19 protein-coding genes are annotated in these 21,699 nt (G+C 60.5%); 11 read left to right on the plus strand and 8 right to left on the minus strand.

From position 1 onward, the window contains the following. Positions 1-94 precede the first annotated feature (94 nt). The gene (locus BLW66_RS01305; RefSeq protein WP_089943823.1) at positions 95-1,309 is read left to right on the plus strand and encodes a pyridoxal-phosphate-dependent aminotransferase family protein; all 1,215 of its coding nucleotides are present in this window, start codon (positions 95-97) and stop codon (positions 1,307-1,309) included. Here BLW66_RS01305 and BLW66_RS01310 read toward each other — a convergent pair. Further along, entirely contained in the window at positions 1,306-2,421 is a 1,116-nt protein-coding gene (locus BLW66_RS01310) for a pyridoxal phosphate-dependent aminotransferase (RefSeq protein ID WP_089945606.1), read from the minus strand. The genes BLW66_RS01305 and BLW66_RS01310 overlap by 4 nt on opposite strands. 81 nt (positions 2,422-2,502) lie before the next feature. Between BLW66_RS01310 and BLW66_RS01315 the strand changes: the two genes are divergently transcribed. Continuing rightward, positions 2,503-2,667, plus strand: a complete 165-nt coding sequence (locus BLW66_RS01315; protein WP_089943826.1) for a Tat pathway signal protein — start codon at positions 2,503-2,505, stop codon at positions 2,665-2,667. A 39-nt stretch (positions 2,668-2,706) separates the two neighbouring features. Continuing rightward, positions 2,707-3,477: a crotonase/enoyl-CoA hydratase family protein gene (locus BLW66_RS01320; protein WP_089943829.1), complete on the plus strand. Its 771-nt coding sequence runs from the start codon at positions 2,707-2,709 to the stop codon at positions 3,475-3,477. 210 nt (positions 3,478-3,687) lie between these two features. Here the strand turns inward: BLW66_RS01320 and BLW66_RS01325 are convergent, their stop codons facing one another. Next, positions 3,688-6,825, minus strand: coding sequence for a valine--tRNA ligase (locus BLW66_RS01325; protein WP_089943834.1), 3,138 nt, complete (start codon positions 6,823-6,825; stop codon positions 3,688-3,690). Between the two features lie 165 nt (positions 6,826-6,990). Here BLW66_RS01325 and kynA point away from each other — a divergent pair, with 165 nt between their 5' ends. Further along, positions 6,991-7,833, plus strand: a complete 843-nt coding sequence (gene kynA, locus BLW66_RS01330) for a tryptophan 2,3-dioxygenase (protein ID WP_089943837.1) — start codon at positions 6,991-6,993, stop codon at positions 7,831-7,833. Positions 7,834-7,840: 7 nt separating this feature from the next. On the opposite strand, the gene BLW66_RS01335 is transcribed toward kynA, so the two are convergent. From BLW66_RS01335 to BLW66_RS01350, 4 genes are all read right to left on the minus strand, one after another. Further along, the gene (locus BLW66_RS01335) at positions 7,841-8,911 is read right to left on the minus strand and encodes a DUF2235 domain-containing protein (RefSeq protein WP_089943840.1); all 1,071 of its coding nucleotides are present in this window, start codon (positions 8,909-8,911) and stop codon (positions 7,841-7,843) included. 178 nt (positions 8,912-9,089) lie between these two features. Next, positions 9,090-11,378 carry a xanthine dehydrogenase family protein molybdopterin-binding subunit gene (locus BLW66_RS01340; RefSeq protein WP_089943843.1) on the minus strand — a complete coding sequence of 763 codons (2,289 nt, stop codon included), beginning with the start codon at positions 11,376-11,378 and terminating at the stop codon, positions 9,090-9,092. Positions 11,379-11,442: 64 nt separating this feature from the next. Then, entirely contained in the window at positions 11,443-13,860 is a 2,418-nt protein-coding gene (gene hrpB, locus BLW66_RS01345) for an ATP-dependent helicase HrpB (RefSeq protein WP_089943847.1), read from the minus strand. 31 nt (positions 13,861-13,891) lie between these two features. Continuing rightward, positions 13,892-14,611, minus strand: a complete 720-nt coding sequence (locus BLW66_RS01350; protein WP_089943850.1) for a DUF3108 domain-containing protein — start codon at positions 14,609-14,611, stop codon at positions 13,892-13,894. A gap of 105 nt (positions 14,612-14,716) precedes the next feature. Between BLW66_RS01350 and meaB the strand changes: the two genes are divergently transcribed. The 5 genes from meaB to BLW66_RS01375 all read left to right on the plus strand — a co-directional run bounded on the left by meaB (position 14,717) and on the right by BLW66_RS01375 (position 17,897). Beyond that, positions 14,717-15,694 (plus strand): methylmalonyl Co-A mutase-associated GTPase MeaB, encoded by a 978-nt coding sequence (gene meaB / locus BLW66_RS01355; protein WP_280140657.1) that lies wholly within the window; start codon positions 14,717-14,719, stop codon positions 15,692-15,694. Between the two features lie 203 nt (positions 15,695-15,897). Then, positions 15,898-16,185 carry a 50S ribosomal protein L28 gene (gene rpmB, locus BLW66_RS01360; protein ID WP_089943854.1) on the plus strand — a complete coding sequence of 96 codons (288 nt, stop codon included), beginning with the start codon at positions 15,898-15,900 and terminating at the stop codon, positions 16,183-16,185. 134 nt (positions 16,186-16,319) lie between these two features. Beyond that, the gene (locus tag BLW66_RS01365) at positions 16,320-16,667 is read left to right on the plus strand and encodes a hypothetical protein (RefSeq protein WP_089943858.1); all 348 of its coding nucleotides are present in this window, start codon (positions 16,320-16,322) and stop codon (positions 16,665-16,667) included. Between the two features lie 56 nt (positions 16,668-16,723). Continuing rightward, on the plus strand, positions 16,724-17,269 hold the full coding sequence (locus BLW66_RS01370) for a copper chaperone PCu(A)C (protein WP_089943861.1): 546 nt from the start codon (positions 16,724-16,726) through the stop codon (positions 17,267-17,269). 163 nt (positions 17,270-17,432) lie between these two features. Next, positions 17,433-17,897: a low molecular weight protein-tyrosine-phosphatase gene (locus BLW66_RS01375; protein WP_089943864.1), complete on the plus strand. Its 465-nt coding sequence runs from the start codon at positions 17,433-17,435 to the stop codon at positions 17,895-17,897. On the opposite strand, the gene BLW66_RS01380 is transcribed toward BLW66_RS01375, so the two are convergent. Together BLW66_RS01380 and BLW66_RS01385 are read right to left on the minus strand one after the other, a co-directional pair. Further along, positions 17,873-18,187 (minus strand): hypothetical protein, encoded by a 315-nt coding sequence (locus BLW66_RS01380; RefSeq protein WP_089945609.1) that lies wholly within the window; start codon positions 18,185-18,187, stop codon positions 17,873-17,875. The genes BLW66_RS01375 and BLW66_RS01380 overlap by 25 nt on opposite strands. A gap of 119 nt (positions 18,188-18,306) precedes the next feature. After that, the gene (locus BLW66_RS01385; protein WP_089943867.1) at positions 18,307-18,675 is read right to left on the minus strand and encodes a hypothetical protein; all 369 of its coding nucleotides are present in this window, start codon (positions 18,673-18,675) and stop codon (positions 18,307-18,309) included. A gap of 358 nt (positions 18,676-19,033) precedes the next feature. Between BLW66_RS01385 and lepA the strand changes: the two genes are divergently transcribed. Both lepA and BLW66_RS01395 read left to right on the plus strand, forming a co-directional pair. Further along, positions 19,034-20,833, plus strand: a complete 1,800-nt coding sequence (gene lepA / locus BLW66_RS01390; protein WP_089943870.1) for a translation elongation factor 4 — start codon at positions 19,034-19,036, stop codon at positions 20,831-20,833. Positions 20,834-20,841: 8 nt separating this feature from the next. Then, positions 20,842-21,651, plus strand: a complete 810-nt coding sequence (locus tag BLW66_RS01395) for a DUF3800 domain-containing protein (RefSeq protein WP_280140658.1) — start codon at positions 20,842-20,844, stop codon at positions 21,649-21,651. Positions 21,652-21,699 lie beyond the last annotated feature (48 nt).

The raw sequence follows: 21,699 nt of genomic DNA on the forward strand, positions 1-21,699 counted from the left end.
TGGCAGGCGTCACCGATAGCGAATTGACGGCTTTGATGCGCGCCTCTACCTCTTAGAGTCTCAATAAATGATTGCTATGTAGAAGGCTCGCTTCATGACCAATTCGCCCAACCTGTCCCATGGTCGTCACACGCTGGCCATCCCTGGCCCCTCGGTTATGCCGGAGCGCGTGTTGCAGGCGATGCATCGCCCCGCGCCGAACATCTACACCGGTGAGTTGATCGACCTGACTTACTCCTTGGTCCCCGATCTGAAGGCCGTCGCTAAAACGCAAGGGCATGTTGCGATGTACATCGGCAACGGCCACGCGGCTTGGGAGGCATCACTGGCGAACGTTCTGGAGGTGGGCGACAAGGTATTGGTGCCGGGTGCTGCGCAGTTCTCTTTGGGATGGGCGGAGACCGCGCGGCGACGCGGGCTGTTGGTGGACCAGCTTGATTTCGGGCGGCGCAACGCCATCGACCCGCAAGCGGTGGAAGACGCGCTACGTGCAGACAGCACCCACGACATCAAAGCGGTGCTTGTTGTGCAAACGGATACGGCGAGCTCTGCCAAATCTGATCTGGCCGCAATTCGTGCCGCGATGGACGCCGCTGGCCACCCTGCGTTGCTGTGTGTAGACAGCATCGCCTGTTTGGGCTGCGACGATATGCAGATGGATGCGTGGGGCGTCGATGTGATGGTCACGGGTAGCCAGAAGGGGCTGATGGTGCCGCCCGGCATGTGTTTCGTGTTCTTCAACGACAAGGCCGTAGCAGCCCGACAAAAGATGTCGCGTGTGTCAAGTTACTGGGATTGGCACCCTCGCGCGAACCCCGAGGGCTATTACCAGATGTCGTGCGGTACTGCGCCAACGCATCACTTCTACGGACTGCGCGTGGCGCTTGATATGATCGTTCATGAGGAAGGGATGGACAACGTATTGGCCCGTCACGCGACATTGGCTCGCGCGGTTTGGGCGGCCTGTGATGCGTGGGGGCAGGGTGGTCCGCTTGAGATGAACATTAGCGATCCAGCCGCCCGCAGTCATGCTGTCACAGCGCTGCGCATCGGCGCCCCGCATGGGACCGATCTGCGAAACTGGCTCATTGCGAACGCAGGTGTCACGCTGGGCATCGGCCTTGGCATGGCGACAGAGGACGATGCCTATTCCGACGGCTTCTTCCGCATCGGACACATGGGGCACATAAACACCCATATGATGCTGGGCACACTTGGCGCGATTGATGCGGGCCTAAAAGCCCTGCGCATCCCGCATGGGGATGGCGCATTGGCCGCTGCGGCGCAGGTTTGCGCTGCGCCGTCCTAGCCGTTGCTTTGACGGGCGGCGTGCAAAGCCTTTGGCAGGGCTTGGGCCAACAGGTCCATGTCCTGCGGTGACCCACAGCTGATACGGATCGCACGGTTTTGTGGAGCGACGAACGGCATGCGCACGAACAGCCCTTCGGCCAATAATCCCTCCAACACCTTGCGGGCGAAATCGCCGTCCGCGCCGCAGTCCACAGCCACAAAATTGGTGGCGGACGGCAACGGCACCAGACCGTTATCGCGGGCAATCTCGGCGATCCGGTCACGCGATGCGGCGACCTTGGCACAAACCTCAGCCAGATAGGGCTGATCGTTCAGCGCGGCCAATGCGCCTGCCTGACTGATACGGCACATGCCGAAATGGTTGCGGATTTTGTTGAAGGCCGCGATGGTCTGCGCCTCCCCCAAAGCATACCCCACACGGGCGCCAGCCATGCCGTGGCCTTTTGAGAACGTGCGCATGCGAATGACATTCGCGTTCGTCATATCCAGTGCGGGGGCGGTGCCGTCGGGGGCAAGCTCTATGTAGGCTTCGTCCAGTATCAACAGGCAGTCGCTTGGCACCGCATCAATCAAATGCTGCACGGCGACGGCATCATGCCAGCTGCCCATGGGGTTGTCTGGGTTGGCGAAATAGATCAGCCGTGCGCCCGTCTCTAGGGCACGGGCCACCAACGCGTCTGGGTCTTCGCGGTCGTCGCGGTAAGGCACCATGTGCAGTTCGCCTCCAAAGCCCGCCACGTGGTAGTTGAATGTTGGGTAGGCGCCAGCGGAGGTCACAACAGCGGTCCCGCCCTCCACGTAAAGCCGCACAAGATACCCCAAAAGCGCGTCGATACCTTCGCCTACAACGATATTGTCCGGCGATACGTCGTGATGCTGCGCTAAGGCGTGCCGCAAGTCGTAGTTCTCTGGGTCGCCGTATTTCCATACGTCGGCGCTGGCGGCGGCCATGGCGTTCAGCGCTTTGGGGGAGGGGCCGAACACGCTCTCGTTGGCACCAAGGCGGGCAGCGAAGGGCGCAGCCCTCGCGCGCTCCAACGTTTCGGGGCCCACGAACGGGACGGAGGCAGGAAGACTGTCGGCAAGCGGGGTTAGGGGCGGTCTATTCATGGTGCAGACTTTGAGCGTGTTTTGCTCAAGCTTGCAAGTGCGCGCATGCACTCCCACCTATAAACTACGAAAGGAGCCCCCATGCCCCAGTTTTCAAGACGCGGCTTCATGGCCGCAACGCTCGCAACAGGTGCCAGTCGCGCCGTGCCCATCGCTCTTCGGGCAAAGAAGCCACGCGTCGTGTTGGAGCTGGTCTACGACAAGGCGCTGGGCATGATGCGCGCGGTGGAGCGTATCGTCAGGTAACGCTGGCGTGGTGGCAATCTTGCGATTAGTTTGAGCATCATGAGCTTAGTCACCACGCAAATCGCCGATGGCATCGCACGGGTCACCTTAAACCGCCCCGACAAAATGAATGCCATTTCCCTAGACATGCTGGACGATGTTCTTGCCGCGGCCGAGGCGTTGAAGGATGCGAGCGATATCCGCTGCGTCGTGCTTTCGGGCAGCGGGCGGGCGTTCTGTGCGGGGATTGATATCACCTCATTGTCGGGCCTTCTCGGGCAAGACATGGAGGAGGTAATTATCCGCCGGACCCATGGGACGGCGAACCGGTTTCAGGAGTTCGCCCTCGCGTGGCGCAATCTGGAGGTGCCGGTGATCGCAGCCCTGCATGGGGTGTGTTACGGGGCGGGCATGCAGCTGGCTATTGCCGCCGACATCCGCGTGGCGGCACCTGACACCAAGCTCTCGATCATGGAAATGAAGTGGGGCCTCGTGCCGGACATGGGCGGGATGACGCTCTTTCCGCAGGTGCTGCGCGACGACGTGCTTCGAAAGCTAATCTACACAGCCGAGGTCGTGCCGGCGGAGCAGGGCGTGGCACTGGGGCTTGTCACGGAACTGGCCGAGGACCCGCTCACGCGCGCGATGACGCTTGCGCAGCAAATCGCGGCCCAAAGCCCGAGTGCGATCAGCGCGGCCAAAAGGCTGATTGCCGAGGCGCAGAGTGGCACGCGCGAAAGCGTCCTAATGGCGGAATCGGTGGAGCAAGCCGCGCTGATTGGGACACCGGACCAAATGGCCGCCGTGATGCGTGGGATGTCCAAGAAATAGGTTCGAGAAAGGCGGCTGAGGTCGCCCCCAGCCGCGCTCCGAAGATCGCGCTTGGCGGTCTCCATCCGGTCCGGTCATCGGCTCTCCAGCCTGTACCGGACCTCTAGAGAGCCACGATTCCCGTTTCCATTTGGTTAAAATACTCAAATCTTTCCGCCCGATGCAGGCGGCGTCTCATGAGTATTTGGGACCAAATGGAAACAAGGGCGCTTAGTCCAGTTCAGCCAATCGCGCGAGTGCGGCTTTGATCTTCCCTTCTTCGTCCTCGCGTGCTGCGAGGTTTTCGCGGGCCTCCTCAACAACATCAGCGGGGGCGCTTTGGGCGAATTTGGGGTTGTTCAACCTGCCGCGCAGCCCGCCTAGCTCTTTGGCAAGCTTGCCCAGAGTTTTTTCTAGGCGTGCTTTTTCCGCGTCGACGTCGATGATGCCAGCAAGGGGCAAAGCGAAGTTGCCGCCGGACACAGGTATAGTGATCGAGCCTTTCGGCGCCGCAGCTTCCGTGACGTCGTCGATGCGGGCGAGCTTGAGGATCAGTGCTTCGTTGTTTTCAAAGGCCGTGCGGCCTGCGCCATCCAGATCGACCTGCACCAGCGGCACCCTGAGGCCCGCGGGGACGTTCATTTCACCGCGTGCAGAGCGGACGGCGTCGATCAGGGAGATGACCCAATTCATTTCCGTGTCCGCAGTTCCGTCGATGAGGTCAGCGCCGTAAGTCGGCCAGTCCTCATGCACCAACATACCGTCGCGTTTGGCCGTCTCGCCCCAAAGCTCTTCGGTGATGAAGGGCATTATCGGGTGCAGCAGGATCATGCATTGGTCGAGAACCCATGCCATAGTCGCGCGGGTTTCGGCCTTTTGCGCCTCTGTACCATCCAGCAGCAACGGCTTCGAGAACTCCACATACCAGTCGCAGACCTTGCCCCAAACGAACTTGTAAAGCGCGTCTGCGGCGTCGTTGAAGCGGTAGGCCTCCAGCGCTGCATCTACGTCCATGCGGACTTTGGCGGTCTCACCCACGATCCACTTGTTAACCGTAAATTCGAGGTCTGCAGGTGCTCGGCGTTGCGTTGGCGAAGCGTCGGACCCAGCGTACACCCCGTTCATTTCCGCGAAGCGGACGGCATTCCAGAGTTTGGTGCCAAAGTTGCGGTAGCCCGCGATGCGTTGCATGTCGATTTTGAGCACCCCCCCAAGGGATGCCATCGCCGTGTTGGTAAAGCGGAGCGCGTCGGCGCCGTACTCATTGATGATTTCCAGCGGGTCGATCACGTTGCCGGTGGATTTCGACATTTTCTTGCCCTTGGCGTCGCGCACGAGGCCGTGCAGGTAGACCGTGTCGAATGGGATTTGGTCCACGACGGCCAGTTGCATCATCATCATCCGCGCCACCCAGAAGAACAGGATGTCTTGGCCTGTAATCAACGTGGAGGTTGGAAAGTACTTTTGCAGCGCTTCGGTGTCTTCGGGCCAGCCGAGCGTGCCAATGGGCCAGAGGCCAGAGGAGAACCAAGTGTCCAGCACATCGGCGTCGCGCCAGATTGGGTAGACCAGCTTAGTGGGGTCTTGCGTGACGCTATATTCCGCCAAGCCAGCGGCGAACTGATGCAGCGCGTCGGCGCGATCCGTGACCTCAACAGGGCGGGCGTGGTTCAGTGGGGTGGGTAGCTTGGCGAGGATGTCGCCGAACTGGTTGGTCACGCCGTCGAATTCCGTCGCACAGTGATGCACGTCAGGGTTCGCAGCAATGGCGTCGTTGTTCAGGATGCGACCCAATTCTACGGCATCCAGGTCGCCGTCACCTTCGTCATCTTTGAAGCCAGCGGCGTTTAGATCAAAACCATACCAGACCGGAATCTGGTGACCCCACCAAAGCTGGCGTGAGATGCACCATGGCTCGATGTTGTCGAGCCAGTTGTAATAGACCTTCTCGCCGCTCTCGGGCATGATTTTGACGTCGCCATTGCGCACCGCATCCAGCGCGGGGCCGACGATTTTGTCGGTCTCCACAAACCATTGGTCCGTCAGCATCGGCTCGATCACCACTTTGGAGCGGTCGCCGTAGGGCTGCATGATCGGTTTGCTCTCGACGTAAGGCACCAGCTTGGAGCTTTCTTCGCCGGTTTCCTCGTCGATGACGGGCACGCTGACCATGACGGCCAAGCCTTCGTCGGTGATATCTTTCACCACAGCTTTGCGCGCCTCGAAACGGTCCATGCCGCGGTAGGCTTCGGGCACCATGTTCATCGCGGCGATCATAGCCTCGTCGAAGTCCTGCTCGCCATTGGCAATTGCTTGGGCCACGGCGGCCTCTTCGGCGTAGGGCTTGCCGTCCGCGCGCATGGCGGCCTTGGTGTCCATCAGGTTGTACATCGGGATGCCGCCGCGCTTGGCGACTTGGTAGTCGTTGAAGTCATGCGCGCCGGTGATTTTCACCGCGCCGGAGCCGAAATCCTTGTCTGGATATTCGTCTGTGATGATCGGGATCAGGCGGCGCAGCTCTTTCGGGCCAACCGGAATTTCACAAAGTTTTCCGACGATTGAGGCGTAACGCTCATCTGACGGATGAACCGCAACAGCACCGTCGCCCAGCATGGTCTCGGGGCGTGTGGTGGCGATGGAAATATAGTCGCGGGTCTCGCGCAGTGTGACATTTCCGTCTTCGTCACGCTCGATGTATTCATAGGTTTCGCCACCGGCCAGCGGGTACTTGAAGTGCCACATGTGGCCTGGCGTCTCAATGTTTTCGACTTCCAGATCAGAGATCGCGGTCTCGAAATGCGGATCCCAGTTGACCAGCCGTTTGCCGCGGTAAATCAGGCCTTTGTTGTACATCTCAACGAAGACTTTGATCACGGCGTCGTGGAAGTTACCCTGCGCATCGTCGGGCGCTCCGGGCGCGCCGGACATGGTGAAAGCCTCCCGCGACCAATCGCAGGACGCCCCAAGGCGCTTGAGCTGATCAACGATTGTGCTACCGGACTCGGCCTTCCAGTCCCAGACTTTCTCTAGAAACTTTTCGCGGCCCAGCTCGGTGCGCTTCGGTTCGCCGTTCTCAGAGAGCTTGCGTTCCACCACCATCTGCGTGGCAATACCCGCGTGGTCGGTGCCGGGTTGCCAGAGGGTGTCGAACCCTTGCATGCGCTTCCAGCGGATCAACACATCTTGCAGCGTGTTGTTGAAGGCGTGGCCCATGTGCAAAACGCCAGTGACGTTCGGGGGCGGGATCATGATGCTGAAGGTTTCGGCGCGCTTGGCGTTTGCACCAGCGGTGAAGCAGCCGGCTTTTTCCCAAGCGTCGTAGAGGCGGCTTTCGGCCTCAGATGCGTTAAATGTCTTTTCCATGGCCATGATATCGGTCCCCTTTTTGGAGTTACGCAGGTCTTACCGCGCCAAGACGGGCGCGAAAAGGGTTGATCGGGCGTATTCTGACGGCTTTGGGCGCAGCACGCCGGTTGCGCTGCCCAGGCCACGGGGTAGGGTGCGCCCACCAGCATATTTCGGGAGCACAAGAGAATGACCGCGGATACCCCCTATGATCCGGCGCGAGAGGGCGCGCAGATGCGTTTTGACGGGCGCATGTCGTATAACGACTACCTCAAGCTGGACCTCGTTCTGGGTGCGCAGGACTGCCTGACCGACACCCACGACGAGATGCTATTTATTATCCAGCACCAGACCTCGGAGCTATGGATGCGGTTGGCCCTGCATGAGATCGCGGCGGCGCGGGCCAGTATTCGGGCGGATCAATTGCAACCGGCGTTCAAGATGCTCAGCCGTGTGGCGAAGATATTCGAGCAGTTGAACAATGCGTGGGACGTGCTGCGCACGATGACGCCAAGCGAATACACCGCCTTTCGCGACGACTTGGGCCAATCGTCAGGCTTTCAGTCTTGGCAATACCGGCTGATTGAATTTTCTGTCGGCAACCGCAACCCCGCGATGATCACGCCCCACGCGCATCGCGCGGACATAATGGCGAAGATCGAGGCGGAGCTGGCGCAGCCGTCTTTGTATGATGAGGCCGTGCGGGCCTTGGCGCGGGGCGGGGTGGCGGTGCCGCAGGCGTTTTTGGAGCGCGACATCGCAGGGAGCCACGACTTCGACGAGGGTGTGATGCAGGCATGGGCCACGGTCTACCGCGACCCTGAGGCGCATTGGGCGCTGTACGAGTTGGCCGAGAAGCTGGTGGACTTTGAGGATTACTTCCGCCGCTGGCGCTTTAACCACGTCACCACGGTAGAGCGGGTGATCGGCTTTAAACGGGGGACTGGCGGGACGGGGGGCGTTAGTTACCTGAAACGCATGTTGGAGGTCGAGTTGTTCCCCGAATTGTGGCGCGTGCGCACGGTGCTGTAGTCGCGGGTCAGGGAGGGCCGGACGCTTTGATCTGTGCCTTGGACGCAGGCACGAAGCCTTGCGGGCTGTTCACGACGCTGGGGTGCAACCGCTCCGACGGGTCGCGGCCCACAACGCGGGCGCGGCGCTGCCAAAACAGCTTGCCCCACTGGCGCCATGTTCCCACAGAGGGCGCATCCACGTCACGTGGGAAGCGGGCGCGCCAGCCGTCCGGCAGGGGTAGGCCGCAGTCCTCGGCCTTCTCCAGCATCCAGACCAGCGGGATGTTTGCGAGGGGACGCGCCGCATCGTAGCCCATAAGGTGCCCGCCGATATCACCATGTGCGCCTTTGAACCAAACCTGCTCCAGCACCCCCTCGTATCCCTCGCGGCTTTGCCACAGCACCGGCTCGAACACACGTCGGGTCTCGTTCAGGGCCAGCGCGTGGTATCCGTGCTTGACCGAACAACCAAGTGAATGGCTGTGAAACTCGTGCTCCACAGGGGAGAAGCGCCACAAAAACGGGGCACGGAACCCCAAGGCGCGCACGGTGTCCCAAATGCCGATCATCTCGATCGTTGCGTCCGCGTGGCAGAACTGTTTGCGAAACGCCTTGCTGGCGTCAGAGGAGGGGCTGCGGCGGTAATGGCGGTAGGCTTGGCGGACGTTGCGTTCGGTGGCGCAGTCCGCGCGCAACAGGCCGATCTGGTCGATCACCCCCGCAAGGCTGCGCACGGCGTAAGCCCCGCGCGAATAGCCAAACAAAAAGATCCGGTCACCCGGGCGGTAGCGCGACGCGATAAAGCCGTAGGCGTTGCGGATCTGGCGGTTGATACCGACGCCCGCCATCACATCAATGGCGCGGCGCAGCCCTTGCCACTGAATGCCCGCCTCGTATTTTAGGGACACGGCCTTGTTCGGGGCCATTTCCGACAACAGCCGGAAGGTCGTGCCAGCGTGGGTTTCGTAGCCACGCTCCAGCGTGGACATGGTGCCGTCGAGGATGATCACGTGGGTGACAGGCCCGCGCGTTCCCTTGGGGTGGACCGAGCGGGGGGCAGGGCCAAAGCCTACGAGGGATTTTAGGCGGTTAGACATCGGGCGGATGTATCCGCCGAGCCTTTCTAATCCCTTATACCAACGCACGTTACTCGCTCCAATTAAGCACCTGTCCCCACATTAGGGGGAACTAACCTGTCCTGCCAGTCAATGGGTTTCACATAATCGTTCGGCGGTGGTTACTATCACGTTACAGCGCGCGCTGCTTGGCGTGCGCTTAGGCGTTGCTTAACATTTGCCACACGCGTTGCGGGGTGAAGGGCATGTCGGCCTTGCGCACGCCGCGCTCCCACATGGCATCCAGCGCGCCGTTGGCCACCGCCGCCAGCGCCCCCACGGTGCCCGCCTCGCCGCAGCCTTTCATCCCCAGCACATTGGCCGTGGAAGGCACGGGTTCCGAGTGGAAGGCGATCATGGGCATATCGGAGGCACGGGGCATGCCGTAATCCATGAAAGTGGCGGTCAAAAGTTGGCCGTCGTCGTCAAAGACGACATGCTCGCTGATCGCTTGGCCGATGCCCTGCACCACGCCGCCATGTACCTGACCTTCGGCCATCATCGGGTTCATCAGAACGCCAAAGTCGTCAACTACGGTGTACTTCACCACCTCCGTCACGCCAGTGTCGGCGTCGACCTCTACCTCAGCCACATGGCAGCCGTTGGGGTAGGACCGCCCCGGCAGCGTGGTGCTGGCGGAGATGTTGAGCAAGTCGTCGCGCCCCGCGTCCCGCGCCGCATTCGCGGCCTCGATCAGGGTCATGACGGTGTTGGAGCCATCTGCGCGGAACGATCCGTCGTCGAATGCCACCTCCTGCACCCCCAATTGTTCGGCCACGAAGGGGGCGAAGCTGTCGATGGCCTTTAGCGCCACGGCCTTGTTGGCGGTGCCTTGCGTCGTGACAGAGCGGGACCCGCCAGTGCCACCGCCCTTGGCGATTTTATCGCTATCCCCTTGGATGATGTCGATCAGGTCAATGTCGATGCCGGTATATTCATGCAGCATCTGGGCATAAACGGTCTCATGCCCTTGACCGTTGCTTTGGGTGCCTACGTAAAGGTTAACGCGGCCCGTATCTGCGAACTCTACATGTGCGGTCTCGTCGGGGCTGCCTAGGATGCTCTCAATGTAGTAGCACACCCCAAGTCCGCGCAGTTTGCCGTGCTTCGCGGAGGCCGCTTTGCGGTCGGTGAAGCCCGCGATGTCGGCTTCCTGCTCTGTGCGGGTCAGAACTTTGTGAAAGTCGCCCACGTCATACAGCTCTCCGGTGACGGAGGTGTAGGGGAACTGATCTGCGGGGATGAAGTTCTTGCGGCGTAACTCCAGCGCATCAACGCCAAGCGCGCGCGCCGCATAATCAATAGCGCGTTCCAGCACATAAATAGCCTCGGGCCGTCCCGCGCCGCGATACGCGTCGACTTGGGTGGTGTTGGTGTAGATGCCTTGGTTGGAGAAATACGCCGCTTGCACGTCGTACACGCCCATCAGAACCTTGGCCGCTAGATCGCTTTGGATAAACTGCGCGTAGCCGGAGTTGTAGGCCCCCATGTTGCTGACCGCGTTGACGCGGTAGCCGGTGATCTTGTGGTTCTCGTCGAAGGCCAGCTCCGCCACGGACACCAGATCGCGGCCGGCATTGTCCGACAGCATGGATTCCGTGCGCTCCGCCTGCCAGCGCACGGGGCGCCCCAGCGTGCGTGCGGCCTGCGCGACGAGGAAATATTCGGGGTAGTCGAAGCTTTTCATGCCGAACCCGCCACCGACGTCGGGCGTGGTTACATGCACGTCTTCTTTGTCCAAGCCCAGTGTCGACGCCAAGGAGCCCTTCAGCCCCCAAACGCCTTGGCTAGAGAACTCGACGTGCAGACGGCCATCTTCCATCGCGGCCCAGCAGCCGCGCGGCTCCATCGAGTTGGCGATGATCCGGTTGTCGTCGATTTCGACTTTGGTGGTGAAAGCTGCGGCTTTAAACGCGGCTTCGGTCTTGTCCGCGTCGCCGATGCCCCAATCGTAGGCGACGTTGTCGGGCGCTTCGGGGTGGATGGCAGGGCCGCCCGCCTGCACGTCCATATGCACATCGAGGTCGTCGTAGTCGAATTCGATCAGCTCGGCGGCGTCTTTGGCTTGCTCCAGTGTGTCGGCAATGACCATCGCGATGGCCTCCCCGACGAAACGCACGCGCCCCGTGGCCAGCACAGGACGAAGGGGGGCGGCGCCGCTGCTGCCGTCGCGGTTGGTGTTAATCGCGCCGTTCATCTTGTTGGTGCCGCCCGCAGCTTCAAACCTGTCGGCGGTCAGTACCATGTGGACGCCCTCTGCGGCCTCTGCATCGCTGACATCAAGCGTGGTGATTTCCGCATGCGCGACGGAGGAGCGAAAGACGTAGGCATAGAGAGCATTGGCTGGGGCTGTGTCGTCCAGATAGCGCCCGTCACCGGTTAAGAACCGCGTGTCCTCGCGCCGCTTTACGGGTTGAGCTGTGCCGAATTTGCTGTTGGCGAGTGTCATGATGCGGGCCTCCGAGTTTTGTCCCGACAGACACTAGCGGTCGCGGCTGCGCTGTCCAGCCCGCTTAGGTGCCGCGCGGTTTGGCGCGCAGGGTCGGGTCGGCCACGGTCGGGTCTTCCGGCCACGGGTGGCGCGGGTAGCGCGCGCGCATATCCTTGCGCACGTCGGCGTAGGAGCCAGCCCAAAAACCGGGCAAATCGGTGGTGACCTGTACCGGCTTAGAGGCGGGCGAAAGCAGTGTGATTTTCAAGGGCAGGCGGTCCGGTCCTGTGCGCGGATGCGTTGTCACGCCGAACATTTCTTGCAAGCGCACTTCCAGCGCAGGTGCACCGTCCGCATAGTCCAGCGCCAGATCGCGGCCCAACGGCGTGGTGAATTTGGCGGGCGCGCCCGCGTCCAATGCTTGCATCTGGTCCCAACTCAACGCGGCGCGAAGGGCCTCCGCGATGTTGACGCTTTTCAGGTCTTCCGCCGAGCGTACGCCGCCGAGATACGGCAAGAGCCAGTCTTCCAAGCTGGCGAGCAAGCCGTCGTCAGACCAGTCTGGCAGCCCCTCGCGCATATACTGTACCCGTGCGCGCAGGTATTTGGCGGGCTTAGACCAGTTCAGGGACGTCAATCCCAGCTGGCGCACGCCCGTAAGCATTGCTTGCGCGATGTGATCGGGGGCAGCGTCTTTCCACATGCGGTCGTCCAGCGTTAAAGCGCCGAACCGTTCCTGCCTGCGGGCCAAGACTTTGCGGTCGCGTTTGGACCACTCGCACAGCTCGACCCATTGGATTTTGTCGGCGTAGAGCGCGCGTAACTCGCCCTCCGTGATCGCCGCGGCCAATCGCACGCGGGCCTCGCGAGCGTCGCCGTCGAGATCTAGCGCCACCACCAGCCGCTGCCCTGCCAAGCTGTCGGCGGCATCGATCACCGCGCCCTTGCCGCCCGACAAAACATACCGCGCGTCCTTGCCCGCGCGGCGGAGCCCGATGCGGTCGGGATAGGCGAGGGCGGCCATCTCGCCCAAGCTGCGGTCGGTGGTCCCTGCGAACCGCTTGAGGCGCTTGGCCTCCGCACGCACCCGTTCCACCACACCGCGGTTGGCATGGGGCGGCACCGCGCCGCCTAGCAGTTTCACCCGCGTGGCGATGTCAGTCCCTGCGCCGCGCCCCAAGGGGTCGCGTTCCGCCAGCAAGGCAGCGAGTGCTGGGCCAGCGGTGCCGGATTTCGCCAACATATGCCCAAGGCGCGGGTGCAGCGGCATCGCGGCCAGCGCTTTGCCGTGGTCTGTGATCCGACCGTCATGCAAGGCACCCAGCATTTCCAGCAGTGCCACCGCCTCGCCGAAGGCGGCATCCGGCGGCGGGGTGAGGAACGCCAACTCGTCAGGAGCCGCACCCCAGTTGGCCAGTTCAAGCGCCAACCCTGTGAGATCGGCGGCCTCTATTTCGGCTGGGGGGAAGGCGGGCAACGCGCCTTCCTCGGCGCGGGTCCACATCCGGTAGCACACGCCCGGCTGGACGCGCCCCGCGCGGCCTTGACGCTGGGTGGCTTCTGCGCGGGATACTCTCTCCGTCACTAGCCGCGACATGCCCGATCCCGGATCGAACCGCGCGCGCCTTGCGCGCCCTGCGTCCACGACGACCCGCACATCTTCGATGGTGAGGGAGGTCTCCGCGATAGAAGTCGCCAGCACGATCTTGCGCACGCCGTCTTCTGGCGCGATCGCCGCGCGTTGCTTCTTAAACGGTAGCGCGCCGAACAGCGGGCGCACCACCGCGCCTTTGGGCACGTCTATGCCGTTCATCACGCGCCGGATTTCCCCTTCGCCGGGAAGGAATACCAAAACGCCGCCCGTCGTCTCCCGCACGGCTTGGTTCACCAGATCAGCCGCTGCCGCCTCGAAACGCACGTCTTTATGCAAGGGGCGGTCCAGCCAGCGGGTTTCCACCGGATGAGCCCGCCCGTCGGATGTGACCACAGGCGCGTCGCCCAGAAGGGCGGCGACGGGGGCCGCGTCTAGGGTGGCGGACATGACCATCAGCTTCAGGTCGGGGCGCAGGGCCTCGCGGGCTTCCCACACCAAGGCCAGCCCCAGGTCGCCATTCAAAGACCGCTCATGAAATTCGTCAAACACCACGCAACCCACGCCGGAGAGTTCCGGATCACTTTGGATCATGCGGGTCAGGATGCCTTCGGTCACGACCTCAACGCGGGTGGCTTTCGACACCTTCGCCTCACCGCGCATCCGGTAGCCCACGGTTTGGCCCACGGGTTCGCCCAAAGTCTGGGCCATGCGCTCCGCCGCGGCGCGTGCGGCAAGGCGGCGGGGTTCCAGCATGATCAGCCGCCCGTCAAACGCATCCGCCGCCAGCAGCGCCAAGGGCACCCGCGTGGTTTTCCCTGCACCGGGTGGGGCCTGCAAAACGCAAACGCCCCCGTCGGTCATGTGACCAACAAGGGCGTCTACTACATCTTCAATCGGAAGGCTCATGCCCCCGCTTAACGTGCAATTGCGCGAAGGTCTATTTCCGCTTCATCACCGCGTTACCAAACAGCGTTTGGGTCACTACTTTTTCCACGCGGTAGCGCCCGTCGTCGGTTTTGGCGTAATAGAGGTTAAACGGAAACCGTGCCTTCTCCGCCATGTCCTCGGCCGAGAAACCAGCAAGGCGGCGGTACTCGCCATCACATTTGATCATGCCCTTCTCGGCGCGCGGGCTTGCCAGTTTGACCTGCGACGCACGTTTGCCGTCGAACATTTTGACATCCAGCTTGCACACCTCGTCCTTGTTCACATCGCGGAACGCAGCGTAAAGCGCGGTCATCGGGTCGACAGTGCCTTTCTGCGTCGACGGCTTCACGCCATTGGCGCTTGGTTCGTAGTCAGACACGGTGGGCACGCCGCCGCTGTAGGTCATGGAGGAATCGGATTTGCGTTTTCCGGTGTCCGCCTTCTCATCGTAGCGCGCGGGGCTGAACCGGTTGCCTTTGACCCGACCGCTGGCGGTGGCAGTATATTTCACCTTGGCCACCAAGCCGACCAGCCCGCCGCTTTGCAACACGCCAGACGCAGAATATGCGCCGCCGCTTTCCTTGCCTTTTACGGTCAGGCTGCCGGCGGGAATGCCACGGATGGACACTGAAAAATTCGCGTCAGTTGCGCCATCGGCTACGGCCATTTGCGGGGCGCTTAGCGTCAGTGGCAGGGCGCAGACGCCCAAAATCTTCATAAACTGCTTCATATTCTAGCCTCGTTGCATCACTTATGCGTCTCAGGGCATATTGGTGTTTGATCCCTCGGTTAACACCCCAGCCCAAGGGGAAAACAAGCGAAAGGTCGCGCATCCTTGAAACATATCGAAGACATGGCCGAGAAGATACGGCACGGTGACCGGCGGGCGCTGGCACGCGCCATTACCCTTGTTGAGAGTGGGCGCGAGGATCACCGCGCGGAGGCGCTGGCGTTGATCGACACGTTGCGCATGGGCGCAAAACAAGCATTGCGCATTGGGCTGTCCGGCACGCCAGGTGTCGGGAAATCCACCTTTATCGAGGGCTTCGGGCTGCATTTGACAGGTCAGGGTCTGCGGGTGGCTGTGCTGGCAGTTGACCCCAGTTCCACCCGTTCTGGCGGCTCTATTCTGGGGGACAAGACGCGCATGGACCTGCTGTCGCGTGACCCCAACGCGTTCATCCGGCCATCACCGTCGCAATCGCATCTGGGCGGGGTGGCCCGCCGCACCCGTGAGGCTGTCGCCCTGTGCGAGGCGGCGGGATTCGACGTGGTGCTGATCGAAACCGTGGGCGTGGGGCAGTCCGAAACCATGGTCGCGGAAATGTCCGATCTGTTTATTTTGCTGCTGGCCCCTGCTGGCGGGGACGAGTTGCAAGGCGTCAAACGCGGCATCATGGAGATTGCGGATCTGATTTTAGTAAACAAGGCGGATGGCGATTTGAAAGCCGCCGCCACCCGCACGCAAGCGGATTACGCGGGCGCGCTGCGTCTGTTGCGCAAAAGGGCCCAAGACCCTGAAGGCTTCCCAAAGGCGCGGATTGTTTCCGCGCTGACGGGGTTGGGGCTGGAGGACGCGTGGCAGGACATGCAAACCCTGAGCGATTGGCGCAAGGCGCACGGTCATTGGGATGCGCGGCGTCAAGCGCAGGGGGTGCATTGGTTCGAGCAGGCGGTGCGAACGGGGCTGTTGGCGCGGATCGACGCCGACAAGGACGCCTCCGCCGCCATGCAAGACCTCGCAGCGGAGGTGGCGGAGGGGGTCGTGTCGCCAGATCGGGCCGCGGCGCGGATGCTGGATCGCCTGTCATAGGGACAATTTGCACGCGATTCCGTCCGGAATCGGTGCGGACTCCCGCCCAATGGTGGTGCAAAGGCAAAAACACGGCGTTTCCCTTGTAGAAAGGGCCATTCTGCACTTGACCCTCCAAGAATCTGCGCCTATTCCACGCAGACCGAATTCAGGGCATCGCACGTGCGGTGCCTTCACTTGTTTAAGACCGGAAGGAAACGCATATGTCGCGCGTCTGTGAACTCACTGGCAAAGGCCCGATGGTCGGCAACAATGTCAGCCACGCTAAAAACCGTACTCGTCGTCGGTTTCTGCCGAACCTTAATGACGTGACTTTGCTGTCCGAGACCTTGGGTCGCGGCTTCAAATTCCGCATCTCTGCTGCTGCTCTGCGCACAGTGGACCACCGTGGTGGCCTCGATAGCTTTATGGCGAAGTCGAAAGATGCCGAGCTGTCCACTAAGGCACTCAAAGTCAAGAAAGACATCGCGAAAGCCCAAGCAGAAGCTTGAACTAGCGCGTAATCAAGTTTGAAGCGGCCCCGCTCTGGAAAGAGCGGGGCCGTTTTCGTTTGATCTGGAACAAGGTTGCGTGAGAGACGATTTGACATATTGGCTCTGTCGTCCCTGATCCGTATTGGTAGCCCATGATCTTCTTGCGTCGCCTCTTTGCCATGATCCTTGTGATCACTATGGTTGCCACGACTGGCACCATGGCAGTGATGCGGGATCGTGATGTGGGTGCGCAGGCGATGGTGATCTGCACCGGCGTTGGTTTGCATACGATTCTTGTCGACGCCAACGGTGAGCGGGTCGATCCAGCGCCGATCTGCCCCGAATGTAATGTGATGACCTTGGCTGCGGGGGCGCCCGCGCCACTGGTCATGCTGTCGGGGGGGCTTCGCCAGTTGGATCAGGTGACGCCCCTGAGGAGCCAGCCCTATGTGCGTCGCGCCAAGGGGGCGTTGAACGTGCGCGCCCCGCCTGTTGGTTGATCTGTCCGAACTCCCTCTACCACACAGACAATCATACAGACGAAAGGGCATATTACATGTCTATCAAACTCATTTCCGCGGCAGTTCTTGCAGCCACCCTGTCTACCGCCGCCTTTGCTGGCGACATGGCCTTTAAGGTCACCGATTCTTACGCGCGCAGTGCCAGCGCCAACGCCAAAACCGGCGCGGCGTTTATCACGCTGAAGAACATGACCGACACGGATGACCGCTTGATTGGGGTCGCGTCACCAGCGGCAAAACGTGTGGAGCTTCACACCCACATGGAGAATGATGGTGTCATGAAGATGACCCATGTGGAAGAAGGTTTCCCCGTCATGGCGGGCGAGATGATCGAGATGCAGCGCGGCGGAAAACACGTGATGATGATGGGACTGAACGGCCCGTTTGAGCAGGGCGCGACAGTTCCTGTGACCCTGACCTTCGAGAGGGCGGGCGAGATGGAGGTCATGGTGCCTGTTGATCTGGAGCGTCAGCCAAAAGAAGGTCACGGCATGAAGCATGGTAAAGGCCACGACGAAGGACATGGCGAAGGCCATGGGAACGGTCACGGCGCGAAGCACGGTTCTGCAAGCGATAGCTGATACCAATCGAATGCGCGATTAGACGGAGAGGGGCGGCAGAAATGCTGCCCCTTTCGCAATGCAACCAAGGGGTTTCATAGTGTTTTGGCTCACATACGGCCTTAACCCTTGATACATGGCGATAAGTACTTCACTGTTTTGGGATAGCTGGGGAGCTACTATAGTGAAGAAGAGTGTATTGTTTGTCTGTTTAGGCAACATATGCCGTTCGCCGTTGGCGGAGGGCATTTTCAAAGCCAAGTCGAAAGACGCAGGGCTTGATGTGATCGTTGACAGCGCTGCCACAGGCGGTTGGCACATCGGGGAGCCACCCGATGCGCGGGCTATCGTGGCAGCACGCCTCAAGGGCTACTCTATCGAAGGGCAGGTCGCCCGCGGCGTGAGCGTCGTAGACTTCGAAACCTCCGACTTGATCGTGGCCATGGACGAGACGAATCGCCAGGATATTGAGGCATTGCGTCCGCCGGGCTCTACTACGCCGGTCGTGTTGCTGTCGTCTTTCGGCCCGCCAGACGGTCCGTCAGAAGTGCCTGACCCGTATTACACGGGCAAGTTCGATCCGGTGATTTCCATGGTTGAGGGCTGCGCAGACGCGCTGGTTTCTCAGCTTCTGACAGAGCGACAGTAGGTCGCCGCGTTAGAGCCGAACTCCTTGTAGCGCTTCCAAAACTTCTCGTGGTTGGTGTTGTCCGACTGGCGGATGACCTGCGCGCGGTGCGGGTCGGAGAAGAACGTCGCGGCAAGCCGCTGGTCGCCAGAGCTGAGCGTCAGGTCGGCAACTTGCTGTACGCAGTTGCACAAGGGGCGCGAGGCGGCCTTGCGGTCCGATTTCAGACAGGCCCGCTCAATAGGGCCAGCCCATGCGGCGCTGGCTGAACACCCGATCACAACGGCAATTGCGGCTAGTTTTAAACCCATGGTCCTGCTCCAAATGGCGGCGCGATGCGGTGCGCGCTCTGTATATTTGGAGCAATATAGGGCAAACGCCGCAGAGATATCAATCTCCACGGCGATCACAATTTCGGAGTATGGAAGCTTTAGTTGCGCGGCAGGTTGGAGCCGATCATGACGTGGCGCGGCGCATAAGTGCCGTTCAGCGCGGGCAGGTTTTCCACGAAGATCTCGGTGACGGGGCCGTCGTCCGCAATGGACCCCGCGCCAGAATTGGTTCGCGGAAGAGCTTTGGTGTCGGCGGCGTTATATCCCGGGGAGCGCACGATCTCGCTCTCGACAAAACCCACGCCGATGTTGCTGCCCGCTGGGTTGTGCGGGCGGTAGTTGATCGGGGTGGTGTAGCTGCCGACGATGCGGGTGGCAGCGTGGTGATGCGGGTACAGAGACTGGTCGCCCGCAAAGGCCGGAGCGGCGGTGGTGAGGCAGAGGCTTACAAGTGCAAAACGGTACATAATTACTTCCTTTGGAAGGGCAGCAGAACAGAGGCGTTAACCTTTCCTTAACGACACAGTGTCGTCAAGTTTTTGCCACTTTTCAGGAGGTTACGGGCTACATCTAGTGCGAGGGGTGAATAAAACCGCTATTTGAGGCATCATTGTTTCGGCTATCGCAACCGCCGCCACATTCTTGCCACGAATTTGCCGCGCCTGATTCTGTGGATACCACGCGTGATGCATCGTATGGCGCGGCGGCAACCAGCGGCGGGCCGGATACCCCTTTGATACCTGCGCCACCCTATTGCGCGATTTGCCTGCCCAACCGCGACGCGACCCATTGACCAACCCTTATTTCCAACGCATATCCCTACGCATGACCGAGCTTTCAAAAATCCGCAACTTCTCCATCGTGGCCCACATCGACCACGGTAAATCGACCCTTGCTGATCGCCTCATCCAAGAGACGAACACTGTTGCTGCGCGCGACATGAAAGAGCAGATGCTCGACAGCATGGATATCGAGCGTGAACGGGGCATCACCATCAAGGCGCAGACCGTGCGGATTGACTACATCGCCGACGACGGGGAGGCCTATGTCCTTAACCTGATCGACACGCCGGGCCACGTGGATTTCGCCTATGAGGTGTCGCGGTCCATGCGCGCGGTGGAGGGGTCTTTGCTGGTCGTCGATTCCAGTCAGGGCGTCGAGGCGCAAACCTTGGCCAACGTCTACCACGCGATTGACGCCGATCATGAGATCGTGCCGGTCCTGAACAAGATCGACCTGCCCGCCGCCGACTGTGACCGCGTGGCAGAGCAGATCGAGGACGTCATCGGCATCGACGCGTCCGGCGCTATTCAGGTCTCCGCGAAAACGGGGCAGGGGATTCACGAGACGCTGGAAGCCATTGTCACCCGTTTGCCCGCGCCGTCTGGCACGCGCGATGCACCGCTTAAGGCGATGCTGGTGGACAGCTGGTACGACAGCTACCTCGGTGTGATCGTGCTGGTACGCATCATTGATGGCGTGTTGAAGAAGGGGGAGCGGATCAAGATGCTCTCCAACGGCTCCACCCACCACGTTGACCGGATCGGTGTGTTCAAACCCGCCCTGACCGAAATCGCGGAGCTGGGGCCGGGGGAGCTTGGCTTCCTGACCGCCTCCATCAAACAGGTGCGCGACACCCGTGTGGGCGACACGATTACCCACGAGAAGAAGGGCACGACCGACGCGCTGCCTGGCTTCAAGCCGTCCCAGCCCGTGGTCTTCTGTGGCCTGTTCCCCGTGGACAGCTCCCAGTTCGAGGACCTGCGCGACGCCATCGAGAAGCTGGCACTGAATGACGCGAGCTTTAGCTACGAGATGGAAACCTCCGCCGCGCTGGGCTTCGGCTTTCGTTGCGGGTTCTTGGGTCTGCTGCACCTAGAGGTGATCCGCGACCGGATCGAGCGCGAATATGACATTGACCTGATCACCACCGCGCCCTCGGTGATTTACCACGTCTATATGCGCGACGGTGAGAAGATCGACCTGCACAACCCCGCCGACATGCCCGACCTGACCCATGTGGACCATCTGGAGGAGCCGCGCATCAAGGCGACGATCCTCGTGCCGGACGAGTATCTGGGCGACGTGCTGAAGCTGTGCCAAGACCGCCGTGGCATCCAAGAGGATCTGACCTACGCGGGCACCCGCGCGATGGTGGTGTATGATTTGCCTCTCAATGAAGTTGTGTTCGACTTCTATGATCGCCTGAAATCGGTAACAAAGGGTTACGCGTCCTTCGATTACCAGATGACCGGTTACCGCGAGGACCGTCTGGTCAAGATGCAGATCCTTGTGAACGACGAGCCGGTGGACGCGCTGTCCATCATGGTTCACCACGACCGTGCGGAGGCCCGTGGCCGCGCCATGGTCGAAAAACTCAAAGACCTGATCCCGCGCCACATGTTCAAAATCCCGATCCAAGCCGCCATCGGTGGCCGCATCATCGCCCGCGAAACCCTCGCTGCTATGCGCAAAGACGTGACCGCCAAATGCTACGGCGGCGACGCATCGCGTAAGAAGAAGCTGTTGGAGAAGCAGAAGGCCGGTAAGAAAAAGATGCGCCAGTTCGGTAAAGTTGATATCCCTCAGGAAGCGTTCATTTCGGCGCTGAAAATGGATAATTGAGAACAAGTTTGCCCAAAACTTACATTTTATGTTTAGACGATTCAGGTGCTCGGCACCCCACACGTAAGGTGGGACGACAAGCTGAGCACGGTTATGATTGGTTTGCTCTCGGAGGTATCCTATTTGACGAGGATAAAGAGAAAATGATTCGTCAAAACCATAGAGTGTTTTGCGAAAAGTGGTCACTTGAGGTTCCGCTGCATTCTTCTGAGATAAGGGCGCGGGCAAGTAATTTTGCGTTCATTAGAACACTCGAGACGAGAGAACAGTCGCGCTTCTATGAGGAGCTGTACTGTTTGATGCGTGACATTCCGGTTCACGGTATGGCGTGCGTTATTGATAGGCCTGGCTACAACGCAAGGTACTTGAAAAAGTACGATGAAGATAAGCGCTGGTTGTTGTGTAAGTCCGCTTTCAACATATGCGTTGAACGCGCTGCGAAGATAGCATCGACTAACGATGCAAAGCTGAGAGTTTACATCGAACGGGCTGACAAAAAGACAGACAGGTTGATAAAGGAATACTTCATCGAAATGCGGGAGCAAGGGATGCCCTTTGCTAAAGAAACGTCCAAAAAATACGCACCATCATCTACAGTTGATCTAGCGCACTCGCTATACGAATTCAGAACGAAAGCGAAGTCATCTCCGTTGATGCAACTCGCTGATCTTTATTTATGGCCATTATGCATGGGAGGCTACAATTCAGAATGCCGACCTTACAAAAGGCTAAGCGAAGATGAGAAGCTAGTTGATAACATGATATCAGAAGCCGAAAAAAACAGCCTTGGTATTAAGTACTATTGCTTCGACAAATAAAAAACCCAGCTCGTAAGCTGGGTTCTTTCAGCCATCATAACGATGACC

Origin of the sequence: Litoreibacter albidus (assembly GCF_900107015.1) — a bacterium.
In the GTDB taxonomy this organism is placed as follows: domain Bacteria; phylum Pseudomonadota; class Alphaproteobacteria; order Rhodobacterales; family Rhodobacteraceae; genus Litoreibacter; species Litoreibacter albidus.

What these genes read in the sequence shown, in the direction of transcription:
- BLW66_RS01305 (WP_089943823.1), top strand. Translation starts at nt 95, where the DNA reads ATGACCAATTCGCCCAACCTGTCCCATGGTCGTCACACGCTGGCCATC.
- BLW66_RS01310 (WP_089945606.1), bottom strand. Translation starts at nt 2,421, where the DNA reads ATGAATAGACCGCCCCTAACCCCGCTTGCCGACAGTCTTCCTGCCTCC.
- BLW66_RS01315 (WP_089943826.1), top strand. Translation starts at nt 2,503, where the DNA reads ATGCCCCAGTTTTCAAGACGCGGCTTCATGGCCGCAACGCTCGCAACA.
- BLW66_RS01320 (WP_089943829.1), top strand. Translation starts at nt 2,707, where the DNA reads ATGAGCTTAGTCACCACGCAAATCGCCGATGGCATCGCACGGGTCACC.
- BLW66_RS01325 (WP_089943834.1), bottom strand. Translation starts at nt 6,825, where the DNA reads ATGGCCATGGAAAAGACATTTAACGCATCTGAGGCCGAAAGCCGCCTC.
- kynA (WP_089943837.1), top strand. Translation starts at nt 6,991, where the DNA reads ATGACCGCGGATACCCCCTATGATCCGGCGCGAGAGGGCGCGCAGATG.
- BLW66_RS01335 (WP_089943840.1), bottom strand. Translation starts at nt 8,911, where the DNA reads ATGTCTAACCGCCTAAAATCCCTCGTAGGCTTTGGCCCTGCCCCCCGC.
- BLW66_RS01340 (WP_089943843.1), bottom strand. Translation starts at nt 11,378, where the DNA reads ATGACACTCGCCAACAGCAAATTCGGCACAGCTCAACCCGTAAAGCGG.
- hrpB (WP_089943847.1), bottom strand. Translation starts at nt 13,860, where the DNA reads ATGAGCCTTCCGATTGAAGATGTAGTAGACGCCCTTGTTGGTCACATG.
- BLW66_RS01350 (WP_089943850.1), bottom strand. Translation starts at nt 14,611, where the DNA reads ATGAAGCAGTTTATGAAGATTTTGGGCGTCTGCGCCCTGCCACTGACG.
- rpmB (WP_089943854.1), top strand. Translation starts at nt 15,898, where the DNA reads ATGTCGCGCGTCTGTGAACTCACTGGCAAAGGCCCGATGGTCGGCAAC.
- BLW66_RS01365 (WP_089943858.1), top strand. Translation starts at nt 16,320, where the DNA reads ATGATCTTCTTGCGTCGCCTCTTTGCCATGATCCTTGTGATCACTATG.
- BLW66_RS01370 (WP_089943861.1), top strand. Translation starts at nt 16,724, where the DNA reads ATGTCTATCAAACTCATTTCCGCGGCAGTTCTTGCAGCCACCCTGTCT.
- BLW66_RS01380 (WP_089945609.1), bottom strand. Translation starts at nt 18,187, where the DNA reads ATGGGTTTAAAACTAGCCGCAATTGCCGTTGTGATCGGGTGTTCAGCC.
- BLW66_RS01385 (WP_089943867.1), bottom strand. Translation starts at nt 18,675, where the DNA reads ATGTACCGTTTTGCACTTGTAAGCCTCTGCCTCACCACCGCCGCTCCG.
- lepA (WP_089943870.1), top strand. Translation starts at nt 19,034, where the DNA reads ATGACCGAGCTTTCAAAAATCCGCAACTTCTCCATCGTGGCCCACATC.